Below are 12,914 nucleotides of genomic sequence, written 5' to 3' on the forward strand. Positions count from 1 at the left end.
ACGAAAACGCCGGCGTTACCCAGCGTTTTTCAATGTTATGACGATAAACGCATCAACTGGGCATTAAATGGCCAAATAACCCAACGGAATGTCTGGGTTTAGGGCCTCCAAAACCGCTTGTGTATCTTGCAAGTGGCTGATCACGGCATTGGCTTTTTCCACCAAAACAACTTCTTGGATGTCTTTCAATGCTACTTCTGCCAAGTTCATGGCGATGAGCGCGACTTGCAACGGGGGAAGACTAGGGTTGAACGCGGCATTTTCTGCGTACATACCTGAGAAGATCTGCCCGTTATTGTCACGGATAGCCACACCGCTCAAATTGTGTGAATACGGTGCATGACTGCGATTCGTTGCGCTGACAGCAGCCTGAATAAGTGCATCGTCTTCCTCGGCCGTTAAACCATGATTAACAGGAACCAGCAGTGGCTGGTCGATACCGAGATCAATCGGGCCAAAAGGCTCTGGCAGATATTCGTGTAATAACTTGGCTTCACGATCGGGAAGTTGAATGTTTAGTGTATCCGCACCGTTGATCTCATTCATAAACTGACGGCAGTGGCCACATGGGCTGTAGTTGATGGTGATGTCTTTAAGCGCAGATTCCCCCTTCAACCAAGCGTGGCTAATGGCAGATTGTTCGGCATGTACCGCTTGATTGAGCTGCACACCTTCAAATTCCATGTTCGCACCAAAATAGAGACGACCCGACGCGCCACGAGCAATCGCGCCAACATAGAACTTTGAAATAGGGGCGATAGAGTAAGCCGCAGCGATAGGCAGCATGGCAACACGCAGGTCTTTGTCTGCTAAGCCCGTTAGCTTGAGTAGGTTTTCATAGTCTTGGGCACTGATTGTCGCGTCAAAATCTGGCGAGGTGCAGAGTTGTTCCATAGCCTCTTTGAGTGGTGAGGGTAGGGCTGCAATCGCGTCTTGAATGCTAACTCGCATGCTTGCTCCAAGTGTTGTTGTATGGGGAATCATTTTAAGAGCAAACGCCTGCCTATTAATGTGATTTTGATCACTTAAATAGTGCAATGAAACGTATCATTTCATAAATATAAGTGACCTCACATGAATTCGATTTCATTTGATACAGGTCGAGATTGGGCTGCAATTAACAAAGAACTCAATGACATGAAAAACAAACGGGGCAAGAATGGCTGTCATGATCCCACATATCACTAACGCTAATGAACTTAATGCGCCCTCCTGATAGTGAGTTTCAGCTGCTTTTGCCGTGCCTATGGCGTGAGACACCGCGCCGATTGAAAGGCCTCTAGCAAGAGAGGATTTAATCTTCATGATGTTCAGTAGCGGATAGCCAATCAGTGCACCGAAAAGCCCTGCAACCACCACGAGTGCAGCCGTGACCGCGGGAATACCGCCTATATGTTCAGCCGTGCCCAAGGCAAAAGGCGTTGAGATAGATTTTGGCAACACAGATGCTGCTATCTGGAGATCTCCGCCCGCCAGCAACGCGAATGTGGTGCCAAGAGTCATTGAGAGCAAACTCGCGCCAAGACATGCCAGTAAGATGGTTTTCCAGTGTCGTTTAATCACGTGCATTTGCTCGTATAAGGGATACGCCAATGCAATTACCGCAGGGCCAAGCATGAAATTTATGGCTTTGTTCTGGTCAAAGTATTCTTTGTAGGTATTGCCTGAATAAATCACCATTGGCATCAGTACAAGTAAGCTGATCAGCAAAGGATTGAAAATAGGATGACGTAGTTTTAAGGCAATATGACGGGCGATGAAGTACACCACAAGGGTTGCAATAAGCCACATTAGTTATCTTCCCCTTGATATTTATCCAGAATTTTTGCCATAACAATCAGCACCACCGTAGAGCTCAATATCGTGGCGCCCAATAGAGGCATCGAATCGGTGATCAACAGATGAAAGTGATCCATTAGCCCCATGCTGGCAGGGATAAAGAACAGTGGCATGATGGTAATCAGTACCGTGCAGGCGTCTTTTACCCAACGTCCCGGTACGATGCCCGTTGTTAGGCTCACGAAAAGCAACAGCATGCTAATGATACTGCTGGGTATAGGAAGGTGTAACAGTTGAGTCAGTAAGCTACCCACAAGGGTATAAATCGCGATGAGTGCGAAACCAAGAAGATATTTCACGTCGAAGACCCTGATAGACAGTCGTGAAACTATTCTAGACTGAGCTCGCTATGAAAATCTTGTTCAAAACATGGTAATTCCTACCATTGCACAATAGTTAGGCAACGTGAAGGGCGTTACATCAGATAGATAATCGCTGCAGCAGCACTGAGCACAGAAAGAAGCGTACCTGTAATGATGGGCACAACGTTACGTTGTGTTTTCAATTCTTGTACGGGTTCATCGATGTGAATGTCAAGAGGGTCAGGTTCTGAGGGATTGGGTATCACTTCAGCTTGTCGTTGATAGGTTTTTTGAGGCAACGCAACGCGGTAGCCATGATCGCCCACCACATCTAACGGAAGTGTTTTTTCGCCATGGCGATAAGATTTAGCCAGCAGTGAGCACAGGCTATTTTGGTGCTGAGAAAAAGAAGAGTCGGGTAACGATGTAGAAGCATACAGAATACGAGCAGACAGCACTTCTCCAGCATGGTAGCAAAGCATTTCTAGTAAGCGACACTCTTCATAGGTGAGTGTGCTTACTGTACTGTCTTGCCAAAACAAGGAACGGCTTTCTGGTTCAAAATCGACGTTAGAAAAGCGGTAGCACCGACTGTTTACTTTGGTTACCATTTTCTCATCCACCTCACTATCTCTTATTAGAAAAGTGTGGACTCAAATCACGGAAATTCAAATGTAACACCTCTGTTTCTTTGGAGGTGTATAGCGTACATCACGCGGTATTCAGCAAAGGTTAGTGATAATCACTAAGATACAAGCGATTCGACGTAGTGATAAATGGATTTTAGAATCGCTAATTTTTTTGTGTCGCTTTGATTTTCTTCAGCGAGATCTTCCAATCGCGCCATGTATTCAGGCAAGTGTGTTTCGAAATAATCTCGGCGATGAAGGTGCCATTTCTTTTGCTCGCTGTCAGTCAGCGTCCAAGAATAGTTGCGGGCACGGTAGCGAAACAACAGCGGATGAATACGCTTGTCAGCGACATTGATTTCAAGCGCCGCGAGATTTTCCGGTTTGGTTTGACGAATGATATCCATGGTGGAGCGATCAGACGGCGAGAAGAAACCATCATAGAGCGCCGCATCCACATTGTTAGCATCGCCATACTGGGGCTTTTCAGCGTAAAGCTCGACCAGTTTTTCTCTTACCTGTGGGTGTGCCTGAAGTTTCTTCAAGTGATCAAGACAGCGTTGGCGATCAATACCCAATCTTTCAGCATCTTCTGGACGCAAGGTTTTTGCTTCAGCTAAGACAGGACATTTATTGATGTGAATGAGTTTGATAGGAGCAGGTAACTCATCAGGTGCGAGGTCGGCACGCTTTGTATATAAACGTTCACGAAGTGCCGTTGCATCTAAGTCAAACAATGGGGATGGGTCGAGCGCAAGATCAATGGCGATAACGGCGTTTTTGTTGTCTGGGTGCCACGCAACGGGAACAATCCAACTGGTGTTACCGCGCTCAGTGCCAAACATGCCTGAAACATGCACAAGCGGTTTCATCGCGACGATGTCGATCAATGCTGTTAGCTTATTTTTATTGCGATGTGTATACAGGTAATCAAACAAACGAGGTTGGGCTTGTTTGAATTTCTTCGCCATTTCGATGGTGGCAATCACATCAGCCATTGCATCGTGCGCGTTCGCGTGCTCAATACCATTGGCAACGGAAAGATGTTCCAACTTAAAGCTGGTGGCACCCTCAGCGTTTACTGGCCACTCAATGCCTTCAGGGCGAAGTGCATACGCGGCACGCATTGCGTCCAACAAATCCCACCTTGAATTACCGTTTTGCCAACTCCACCCGTAAGGGTCAAAGAAATTGCGATAAAGCGTATAGCGCGATACTTCATCATCAAATCGAATATTGTTGTAGCCCACTGAACATGTCCCTGGCATAGAGAGTTGCTCATGAATTTTGGCAATGAACTCTGGCTCAGGCAATCCGCGAGAAACGGCAGTTTGAGGCGTAATTCCGGTAATCAAACACGCTTCTGGCTGAGGCAAATAGTCATTGGGTGGCTGGCAATAAATGACCAACGGTTCACCGATGATATTGAAGTCTTTGTCTGTTCTTACGCCTGCAAACTGACAAGGTCGATCTAGAGCAGGGCTGATGCCAAAGGTTTCGTAATCAAAGAAGAAAAAAGTTGGTTCGTTGGTGTTTGCCACGGTGGTATCCAAGGGTTTGAAAGACGTGGGGATGTTACCGCAAAATTGGTGAGAAATCTTGCAATGCAAAAGAAAACGACCGGATGCGCAGGCCCTAAATGACGTTAATCGCCGTCGAGTACTAACCTTGCGTTCAGAGGTTGCACAGGGCGAGCGTTGTTACCCATGGCATTCATCTGATTGTTCATCTGTGTGATTTGGTCAGCGTCTGCGTATGGCTCATAACGCGTAACGCGGTATCATCGATGAATGGAAAGCGGTTGTTGTCCGTTCTATTGGAAATATAGCGATAAATATCGAATTCAACATTAAGGGAAGAAAATGAAAATAACGCCGCTGTCCCAGCATATTGGCGCCAGCATTGATGATGTCAGTCTGGCCAATTGTAGTGAGAATGAGTTTGCGCAAATCTATCAGGCATTCTTAACTCACAAAGTGATCTTTTTTCGCAAACAGCACCTTTCACCGCAACAACAGCTTGAGCTAGCAGCGCGTTTTGGCGAATTGGAAGCACCACACCCATTCTTCCCTCATGTCGAGGGCTTCCCTCAAGTCAGCGTTATCGAAACCACACGCGGAAATCCGCCTGGTAAGAGCTACTGGCACACGGACATGACGTGGCAGAAAGCACCACCCAAATGCTCGGTGCTCTGCGCGCAGCATCTTCCTTCTGCTGGGGGAGATACTATCTGGGTTTCTATGGAAGCGGTTTACCGAGCACTGCCCGATGCGTTGAAACAGTCACTACGCGGCAAAACAGCAACCCATGCTGTGCATGGATTTGCAGGGAGTCGATTTGATGAAGTGGATGCGCAGGGCGAGAGCAAAGTAAGTAACATTTCAAGCGGGATAAAGGATATTCATCATCCTTTAGTGACAGTACACCCAGAAACAGGAAAACCTACCCTCTATATCAACGAGCAATTTTGCCAGCGTGTCGATGACGAAGACTTAGAAAAGGGTGAAGAATTATTATCGTCGCTATTTTCATACAGTCATGTTGAAGAATTTCAGGTACGTTTTCGCTGGCAAACAGGAAGTATCGCCATTTGGGATAATCGCTGTACTCAACATTTCGCTGTTACCGATTACGGTGACGAACCAAGAAGATTGCATCGTGTCGTCGTAAAAGGCGATGAGCCTCAGGCTTACAGCACGTTGTGAACATACAGAGCCAGTGAGTGTCATTATCACAGAATGTTATTGTCTCTCTAACCCTTGGAAAAATAGCGTAAATATTGGGCTATAGTTAATCAAAAAACATACCCAAAATCGGTTGGCGAAGCTCGCAATTTTTTATTGGTTAGCAAGGACAAGTAAATGGTTTGGTTAGATAACGCTAGGATCCTCGCGATTCTGGCGGTCGTGATGTTGCATGTCGCGGCAGACTTTGTGTTTGATGCACAACTGGGTAGCATCTCTTGGTGGATAGGGAATGTGTATGACAGCGCAGTCAGGTGGTGCGTGCCTGTTTTTGTCATGATAAGTGGCGCTTTGTTACTTGACCCTTCTAAAACGGAATCCCTGCAAGATTTCTACAAAAAGCGCGTCTCAAGGCTGCTTATCCCGTTAGTGTTTTGGACGTTGGTCTATCTCGGCTGGCAGGTTGTTAAAGGGGTGGTTAAAAATCAGCCTGAATCGGTGTCTTCGCTTCTTCTTAGTGTATTGAACGGTACACCTTATTATCACATGTGGTTTCTCTACATGATCGTAGGGCTGTATCTGTTTACACCATTTTTTCGAATGGTTGTCATGCAAGCCTCTGAAAATGCGCTTTGGGTGCTCGTTGTTGCGGGTATGTCGATCGCTGCGATTAATTCAGGTGTTGAAAAGCTGAATGGGCAAGACGCGGGTTTGTTCATCAATTGGTTTTTGTTATATGTACCCTATTTCTTTTTGGGTTATTTGTTACGCCAAACAGAACGCTATCCGCCATTTCGCATGATTGTCGGCGTGTTTGTGACTACATTTGTTGTTACATCATTAGGCTTCTTTCTCTTGGCATCCGCTTCATCTGTAAAAATAGGTCTCTATTTCTACGATTACTTGAGTCTTACTGTCATTCCCATGTCGATCAGTGTGATGTTTATGTTTAAGCGAAAAAACCGACCGCTTTGGACTACTGATGTTACCAAAGCGCTCGCTTCGTTGACGCTAGGCGTTTACCTGATCCATCCGATGGTTCTAGAAATACTCAATTTTGCAGGAATCGGCGCAATGTCGTTCACACCTTTGATTTCCATTCCTGTTATTACTTTCGTCGTTTACCTCGGTTCGCTCGTTGCTGCATGGTGCCTATCACGTATCCCGTTACTTAAGCGCTGCATTTGATGGTCTTTCTTTTCTAGGGGGCTTATCGCTCCTTAGCATCCTTGTTTATGTGACAAATAGGGTGGGTGAAACGACGTCTTACATCAGAGAGCTAAGAGGGATGTGCTGCCTGATAACATTAATGTAGAAGGTGATGCTAAAACTCGAGAAGTGTTATTGCTGTGTGTTCAGCCTATCTATGCACCATGCTTTCCTGTCTATCTGTCGACGTTTTCTTCTTTATTCTCTTTATGCCCCCTTTTATAAAAGGGCGAACGCCAGTTGTGTGTGTCTCTCGGCATAACATGTTGAAATCTAGTGTTGGGTAAAAAGGCGTATCGTATGGGTTTATATTCAATAACTTGCTTTGTTTTAGTTTGTAACCTACTGAATAATAAGTATAAAAAATGTTAAATATGTTGAAATGCGACTCAGCCAAGCATTTCGGCTATTTATTTTATCATTCCGCATAAATACTAAACAGTATGCTGTCGACTTTGTATGAAACATATGTTTAACATTGGATGAATATGCGCAATTTTTCGCTGCATTTAGTTTTGGGGCTAAGAAAACCATCTTTATTGCGCATAGTTTTTGGGTAACGGAACTGCCCCTGTTGCATACAAAGGAACTGATAAAATGAAAAAAACAATCCTCGCGTTGGCGATGGCTGCGCCACTGGCTTTTTCGGCTGCATCAGCAAGCGCTGAAACGTTAAAAATTGGGATGTCTCAATACCCAGAGGGCCTTCACCCGATCCTCGTTTCGAACGTCGCGGCATCATACATTCTGAGTACAGCGCACCGCGGCACGGTGATTTATGGCAAAGACTGGTTGTTACAATGTAACGCATGTGTCGACGTGCCCAGCTTTGAAAACGGATTAGCAGAGCGAATAGTGCTTGATGATGGTCGTGAAGGCATCAAACTCAAAGTGCAAATTCCAAATGATTTGTTTTGGGGGGACGGTGTTCCTGTCACCACCAAAGATATCGCGCTTGGTTACGCGATTGAAACCGATGAGCGTGTCGGCAACCCAGGTCTTCAAGAAGCCAAGACCATGGAAAAGCTGGTTGTGCTTGATGACAAGAACTTTGAAGTCGTTCTGAACAAAATCACATTCAAATACAATACGTTCATTCCTACTGCTATGCCTGCTCATGTGGAAGGAGATGTGTATAGCAAGGATCCAACGAGTTATTCAAAAACCACCAAGTACGCCACTGAACCAACAAACCCAGGTTTGTATTTCGGTCCTTTTGTGATTTCGAAAGTCAATGCAGGAAGTTTCATCACCGCTCAGAAAAACCCGCATTGGAAAGGTAAGTCTCCTGTCATTGACGAAATCATATTTAAAGCCATTGAAAACACCTCAGCGCTAGAAGCGCATCTTCTTTCTGGCTCTGTGGACTATTTGCCCGGTGAACTCGGCCTTTCATTGGATCAAGTGCTGCAACTTGAAAAGCGTCACGGTGATAAATACAAGGTTCACTACGAGCCTGGTCTGCTTTACGAGCACTTAGACACCACGATGAACAACCCGCATCTGGCCATTAAGGAAGTTCGTCAGGCGCTTCTTTATGGCGCGAATCGAGAGCAATTGGTGGATAAGCTTTTCGCTGGTAAGCAGCCAGTCGCAGATACGAACGTGAGCCCACGTGATACGACCTTTTTTGCTGACGTAAAACGCTACGAATATAATCCTGAAAAAGCCAAGCAGTTGCTCGAAGGTGCTGGATTTACGTTAAAAAATGGCGTGATGGTTGATTCGGAAGGTAATGAGCTACGCATCGAATTAATGACGACAGCGGGTAACAAAACCCGTGAGCTGGTGCAGCAAGTTCTTCAATCCCAGTGGAAACAGATTGGTGTGAAGGTGAGCATCAATAACCAGCCAGCGCGTGTCTATTTCGGTGAAACGTTAAACAAGCGCAAGCACAAAGGCCTAGCCATGTTTGCATGGTACTCATCACCTGAGAGTCCACCGCGTACCACGCTGCTTTCTACTAACATCCCAACGGAAGAAAACGGTTGGTCTGGTCAAAACTACATTGGTTACCAAAACGCTGCGATGGATGATTTGCTAAACAAGGTAGAAGCAGAGCTGGATACCGAAAAGCGTAAGAAGATCTTCCATGAAATTCAGAATATCTATGCGGAAGACCTGCCAGCACTGCCTCTGTATTTCCGTGCAGACAGCTTCGTGATGCCGAAATGGTTGGAAGGTGTGACACCGACGGGTCATATGTTCCCATCCACCAACTGGGTTGAAGAGTGGTACACGACTAAGAAGTAGGAGCCGTACATGGACGACAAGATACTTGATGTTCGTCGTCTGCGGGTGGCCTTTAAAGGCTACCCTGCGGTTAACGATATCAGCTTTCATATCAACAAAGGCGAGATCCTTGGCGTTGTCGGTGAATCAGGGTGTGGCAAAAGCCTTGCTGCGTTGACGCTAATGGGGCTGCAACCAAACGTCATGAAAGCCAGTGGTGAAGTGGTCTTTCGTGGTGAAAACCTGCTAAGCAACAGCGATGCGGATTGGCAGAAAGTGCGCGGCGAAGGTATCGCCATGATCTTTCAAGAACCCATGACTGCGCTTAACCCTGTTGTGACGGTCGGGGATCAAATTGCGGAGATGTTTGAACTTCACCGTGGTAACAATAAAGCGGAAGCGAAAGAGCGCGCGATTGACATGCTCGAAAGGGTGCACATTCCCGATCCAGTTCGACGTGCAACTGCTTACCCACATGAGCTCTCTGGTGGGATGCGGCAGCGTGTCATGATCGCCATGGCGCTGGCATGTGAACCTGAACTGATTATCGCTGACGAACCCACGACGGCATTGGACGTCACGGTACAAGCTCAGGTTCTCGATTTGCTGGAAGAGCTTCGTGATACCACAGGCACAGCGGTTCAATTCATCAGCCACAATTTGGGTGTTGTCTCTCAGCTTGCTGAGCGCGTCATCGTAATGTACGCGGGACGCATTGTTGAGCAAGCAACCGCTGAAGAACTGTTCGCTAATCCTCAGCACCCTTATACGCAAGGGCTAATGGCGACATTGCCAAAAATTGGCGCTGCACGTGATGTGTTGCCTGCGATTCCAGGTGCCGTGCCCCCGCTCGATTTACGCGGTTCTGGTTGTCCGTTCGCCGATCGATGCAGCAAAGCGACGCCGACCTGTGTGTCTGCAATGCCTGAATCGGTTGAACTCAACACCGTTCACACGGTGGCGTGCCACCATACATAAGGACGGACTTTATGACATTATTAAAACTAGACAATGTCTGTCAGCGCTATCCCATTGGTCAAAAAGGTTGGTTTGGAAAACCTGCGCAAGAACTGAAAGCGGTGACCAAGATATCCCTGTCATTGAATGAAGGGGAGACCATAGCGATTGTTGGCGAATCAGGCTGCGGGAAATCGACGTTAGGTCGCATGGTCGCATTACTAGAAGCGCCAGCTGAAGGCACGGTTGAGCTTGCCGGTGTGAAAACCGCGGGCTTGAAAGGCGAGGCGCTTAAAGCGTTGCGCCGTAAACTTGGGTTAGTATTTCAAGACCCGTACTGTGCACTGAATCCGCGCATGCCAGTTTCTGAACTGGTGGGGGAGCCGCTTGATGTTTATAACGTTGGCGACAAAGCCTCGCGCAAAGCCAAGGTGATTGATGCATTAATCGCTGTGGGTTTGAGTGAAGACGCACTCGATCGCTATCCGCATGAGTTTTCCGGTGGTCAGCGTCAGCGTATCTGTATCGCTCGCGCTTTGGTGCTCGAACCTTCGTTGATCATTGCTGATGAACCCCTGTCGGCACTCGATGTGTCGGTGCAAAGCCAAGTGTTGAATTTGTTTGCGGAGTTACAGCGCGAACGAAACCTGTCTTTTTTCTTCATTAGCCATGACATGGCCGTGGTGGACTATCTCGCCGATACCATTGTTGTGATGTATCTCGGTCAGATTGTTGAGCAAGCACCGCGCGATGCGTTTTTTGCTAACCCTGCTCACCCATATAGTCAGGCACTACTCGCCGCTGTACCTGAGGTGGGGCGAGGGAAACGCAAGCGAGGGTTATCGTTACAAGGCGATGTGCCAAGCCCGATAGACCCGCCCAGTGGCTGTGCGTTTCATCCGCGCTGTGCGAAAGCGACGGATCGATGCAAGTCTGAAGCGCCTAAGGCGTTGATGTATGGCGGTGATGAAAAGCATATTGTTGCTTGCCACTTCCCCAGTGAAGTGATTGACGCAAAAAAGTTTGATTGCAAGGAGGCCACGGTATGACGCGTTTCATTATTGGCCGCACACTACAGAGCATATTTGTCCTGTTTTTAGTTTCATTTGTTTCTTACGCGCTGATTGGTCTCATGCCCGGAGACCCGATTGATTTGATGGCAACGTCAGATCCGACAATGACAGCAGCAGATGTCGCAAGACTCAAAGCCCTTCAGGGATTAGACCAACCGTTGATTGAACGTTACTGGCACTGGCTATCTGCCGCCGTTCAGGGTGACTTTGGTTATTCGCGTCTGTATTACCAACCTGCGGAAGACGTGTTGATTCCAGCGGTGTGGAATACGGTAAAGCTGGTGGGCATTGCGACTTTGCTTTCACTGCTGATCGCTATTCCTGTTGGGGTGATTGCTGCATTGAAACATCGTACTTGGGTGGATTACGTGATCAGCTTTAGTGCCTTTGTGGGTTTCTCAACACCTGCGTTTTGGCTAGCGCTAATGCTAATTCTTGTCTTCTCAGTCACACTTGGCTGGCTGCCAGCTGGTGGCACGGGTGAGGCCGAAGGGGGTGGTTTTTGGGTGGAACTGCAACACCTTATCCTTCCAGTCATATCGTTGACTGTCTTGAATGTGGCGAATCATTCCCGCTATGTTCGCGGCACCATGCTAGAAGTCATGCGTCAGGATTACATTCGAACAGCGATTGCGAAAGGGGCGTCAAAAACCCGTGTGATTTTTCACCACGCATTGCGTAATGCGATGATCCCTTTAGTAACCATTATTGCGTTGGACATTGGCTTCTTACTGTCTGGTGCATTGATCACGGAAACCGTGTTTGCGTGGCCGGGCATGGGTAAGCTGATCTTCGATGCCATCATGGGGAATGACTATAACCTCGCTTTGTTGGGACTCATGGTGATCACTTTTACCGCGCTATTGGGTAACCTGCTTGCAGATATTGCCTATGCAAAACTTGACCCTCGTATCAGCCTGACAAAAGGGGCATCCGCATGACACAACATGTTTCCAATGCTGCTCCCGTTGCAGCACCGAAGCGCCAAGCTTCTTCGCCATGGGTACTTGTGTGGCACCGGTTCTGTCAACACAAAGCCGGCTTGGTGAGTGCGGTATTTATCATACTGTTTGCGATACTTTGCTTTAGCGCACCACTGCTTGCGAGTTGGTTTGGACACGACCCATTTGAAGTGGATTTCTTTGCGCGGTTTGAGCCTGCGAGTGATGCTCACTGGTTGGGCGCCGATGAGCTAGGTCGAGATGTATTCCTCCGTTTACTCTATGGCGGTCAAGTGTCGCTATCAGTCGGTGCGGTTGCAGCCTTGATGACGGCAATACTAGGCACCTTAGTTGGCGTCTTTGCGGGTTACTTTGGCGGTAAGCTTGACGCTGTACTAATGCGTATTGCTGATTTCACGCTGTCGCTGCCGACATTACCTTTGATGATCGTGATGGCGGCGGTCGACCTAAGTAAACTGGGTCTGCCTGAAAGCTGGGCGCAAGGTGAGAACGCTAGCTTCATTCGCATCATTGTGATTGTCGCCTTGTTTGGCTGGCCAACGACAGCGCGTTTGGTGCGCTCTGGTACGTTGTCATTACGAGAGCGTGACTATGTGAAAGCGGCTGTCGGTTATGGCGCTTCGCCTTGGCGGATCATTCGTCGTCATGTATTGCCGAATGTGTTGTCGCCCGTGATCATCGCAACCACCATGGCGCTGGGTGGCGTAATTTTGCTGGAAAGTGCGTTGTCATTTTTAGGTCTAGGCATTCAACCGCCGATGCCTTCATGGGGCAACATGCTGCAAAATGCGCAAGAAGTCATCTGGCAATCTCCAGGGTTGGCGATCTATCCCGGTATCGCCATTTTGGTGACCGTGATGGCGTTTAACTTCCTCGGTGATGCGTTGCAAGACGCGCTCGATCCTAAATCGGGTAACTGATTTTCAAACTCAATAAAAAGCCAGCGAATGCTGGCTTTTCTTTTTATTCAGACTATTAGCGAGATATATCTTCCCACCGAAATCTTCTCGTCGAAATGATTTGTACT

At 47.5% G+C, this 12,914-nt stretch carries 12 protein-coding genes; 7 read left to right on the forward strand and 5 right to left on the reverse strand.

What is annotated here, in order from left to right; all coding sequences use genetic code 11:
* Positions 1-63: 63 nt before the first annotated feature.
* From cdd to sbcB, 5 genes are all read right to left on the reverse strand, one after another.
* Positions 64-951 carry a cytidine deaminase gene (cdd, locus tag ACED36_RS16220; RefSeq protein WP_016962317.1) on the reverse strand — a complete coding sequence of 296 codons (888 nt, stop codon included), beginning with the start codon at positions 949-951 and terminating at the stop codon, positions 64-66.
* A 135-nt stretch (positions 952-1,086) separates the two neighbouring features.
* Complete coding sequence (locus tag ACED36_RS16225) at positions 1,087-1,791, reverse strand: CidB/LrgB family autolysis modulator (protein ID WP_016962316.1); 705 nt, start codon at positions 1,789-1,791, stop codon at positions 1,087-1,089.
* Positions 1,791-2,138 (reverse strand): CidA/LrgA family protein, encoded by a 348-nt coding sequence (locus tag ACED36_RS16230; protein ID WP_016962314.1) that lies wholly within the window; start codon positions 2,136-2,138, stop codon positions 1,791-1,793. The genes ACED36_RS16225 and ACED36_RS16230 overlap by 1 nt, the downstream gene beginning before the upstream one ends.
* A gap of 116 nt (positions 2,139-2,254) precedes the next feature.
* Positions 2,255-2,764, reverse strand: coding sequence for a hypothetical protein (locus ACED36_RS16235; RefSeq protein ID WP_017002923.1), 510 nt, complete (start codon positions 2,762-2,764; stop codon positions 2,255-2,257).
* A 122-nt stretch (positions 2,765-2,886) separates the two neighbouring features.
* Entirely contained in the window at positions 2,887-4,311 is a 1,425-nt protein-coding gene (gene sbcB, locus ACED36_RS16240; protein ID WP_016962311.1) for an exodeoxyribonuclease I, read from the reverse strand.
* A gap of 321 nt (positions 4,312-4,632) precedes the next feature.
* Here sbcB and ACED36_RS16245 point away from each other — a divergent pair, with 321 nt between their 5' ends.
* From ACED36_RS16245 to ACED36_RS16275, 7 genes are all read left to right on the forward strand, one after another.
* Positions 4,633-5,475: a TauD/TfdA dioxygenase family protein gene (locus ACED36_RS16245; RefSeq protein WP_371733540.1), complete on the forward strand. Its 843-nt coding sequence runs from the start codon at positions 4,633-4,635 to the stop codon at positions 5,473-5,475.
* A gap of 156 nt (positions 5,476-5,631) precedes the next feature.
* A complete protein-coding gene (locus ACED36_RS16250) occupies positions 5,632-6,642 on the forward strand; it encodes an acyltransferase (protein WP_017002920.1) in 1,011 nt (336 codons plus the stop codon).
* Between the two features lie 618 nt (positions 6,643-7,260).
* Positions 7,261-8,916, forward strand: coding sequence for a peptide ABC transporter substrate-binding protein (locus tag ACED36_RS16255; protein ID WP_016962308.1), 1,656 nt, complete (start codon positions 7,261-7,263; stop codon positions 8,914-8,916).
* A gap of 9 nt (positions 8,917-8,925) precedes the next feature.
* Positions 8,926-9,873: an ABC transporter ATP-binding protein gene (locus ACED36_RS16260; protein ID WP_371733541.1), complete on the forward strand. Its 948-nt coding sequence runs from the start codon at positions 8,926-8,928 to the stop codon at positions 9,871-9,873.
* A gap of 11 nt (positions 9,874-9,884) precedes the next feature.
* Positions 9,885-10,901, forward strand: coding sequence for an ABC transporter ATP-binding protein (locus tag ACED36_RS16265; RefSeq protein WP_371733542.1), 1,017 nt, complete (start codon positions 9,885-9,887; stop codon positions 10,899-10,901).
* Positions 10,898-11,866 carry an ABC transporter permease gene (locus tag ACED36_RS16270; RefSeq protein WP_371733543.1) on the forward strand — a complete coding sequence of 323 codons (969 nt, stop codon included), beginning with the start codon at positions 10,898-10,900 and terminating at the stop codon, positions 11,864-11,866. The genes ACED36_RS16265 and ACED36_RS16270 overlap by 4 nt, the downstream gene beginning before the upstream one ends.
* The gene (locus ACED36_RS16275; RefSeq protein WP_016962304.1) at positions 11,863-12,807 is read left to right on the forward strand and encodes an ABC transporter permease; all 945 of its coding nucleotides are present in this window, start codon (positions 11,863-11,865) and stop codon (positions 12,805-12,807) included. The genes ACED36_RS16270 and ACED36_RS16275 overlap by 4 nt, the downstream gene beginning before the upstream one ends.
* Positions 12,808-12,914 lie beyond the last annotated feature (107 nt).

Source organism: Enterovibrio sp. FF113, assembly GCF_041439165.1.
Lineage (GTDB): Bacteria > Pseudomonadota > Gammaproteobacteria > Enterobacterales > Vibrionaceae > Enterovibrio > Enterovibrio norvegicus_A.

What these genes read in the sequence shown, in the direction of transcription:
- ACED36_RS16265 (WP_371733542.1), top strand. Translation starts at nt 9,885, where the DNA reads ATGACATTATTAAAACTAGACAATGTCTGTCAGCGCTATCCCATTGGT.
- ACED36_RS16245 (WP_371733540.1), top strand. Translation starts at nt 4,633, where the DNA reads ATGAAAATAACGCCGCTGTCCCAGCATATTGGCGCCAGCATTGATGAT.
- ACED36_RS16250 (WP_017002920.1), top strand. Translation starts at nt 5,632, where the DNA reads ATGGTTTGGTTAGATAACGCTAGGATCCTCGCGATTCTGGCGGTCGTG.
- cdd (WP_016962317.1), bottom strand. Translation starts at nt 951, where the DNA reads ATGCGAGTTAGCATTCAAGACGCGATTGCAGCCCTACCCTCACCACTC.
- ACED36_RS16260 (WP_371733541.1), top strand. Translation starts at nt 8,926, where the DNA reads ATGGACGACAAGATACTTGATGTTCGTCGTCTGCGGGTGGCCTTTAAA.
- ACED36_RS16270 (WP_371733543.1), top strand. Translation starts at nt 10,898, where the DNA reads ATGACGCGTTTCATTATTGGCCGCACACTACAGAGCATATTTGTCCTG.
- ACED36_RS16225 (WP_016962316.1), bottom strand. Translation starts at nt 1,791, where the DNA reads ATGTGGCTTATTGCAACCCTTGTGGTGTACTTCATCGCCCGTCATATT.
- ACED36_RS16255 (WP_016962308.1), top strand. Translation starts at nt 7,261, where the DNA reads ATGAAAAAAACAATCCTCGCGTTGGCGATGGCTGCGCCACTGGCTTTT.
- ACED36_RS16275 (WP_016962304.1), top strand. Translation starts at nt 11,863, where the DNA reads ATGACACAACATGTTTCCAATGCTGCTCCCGTTGCAGCACCGAAGCGC.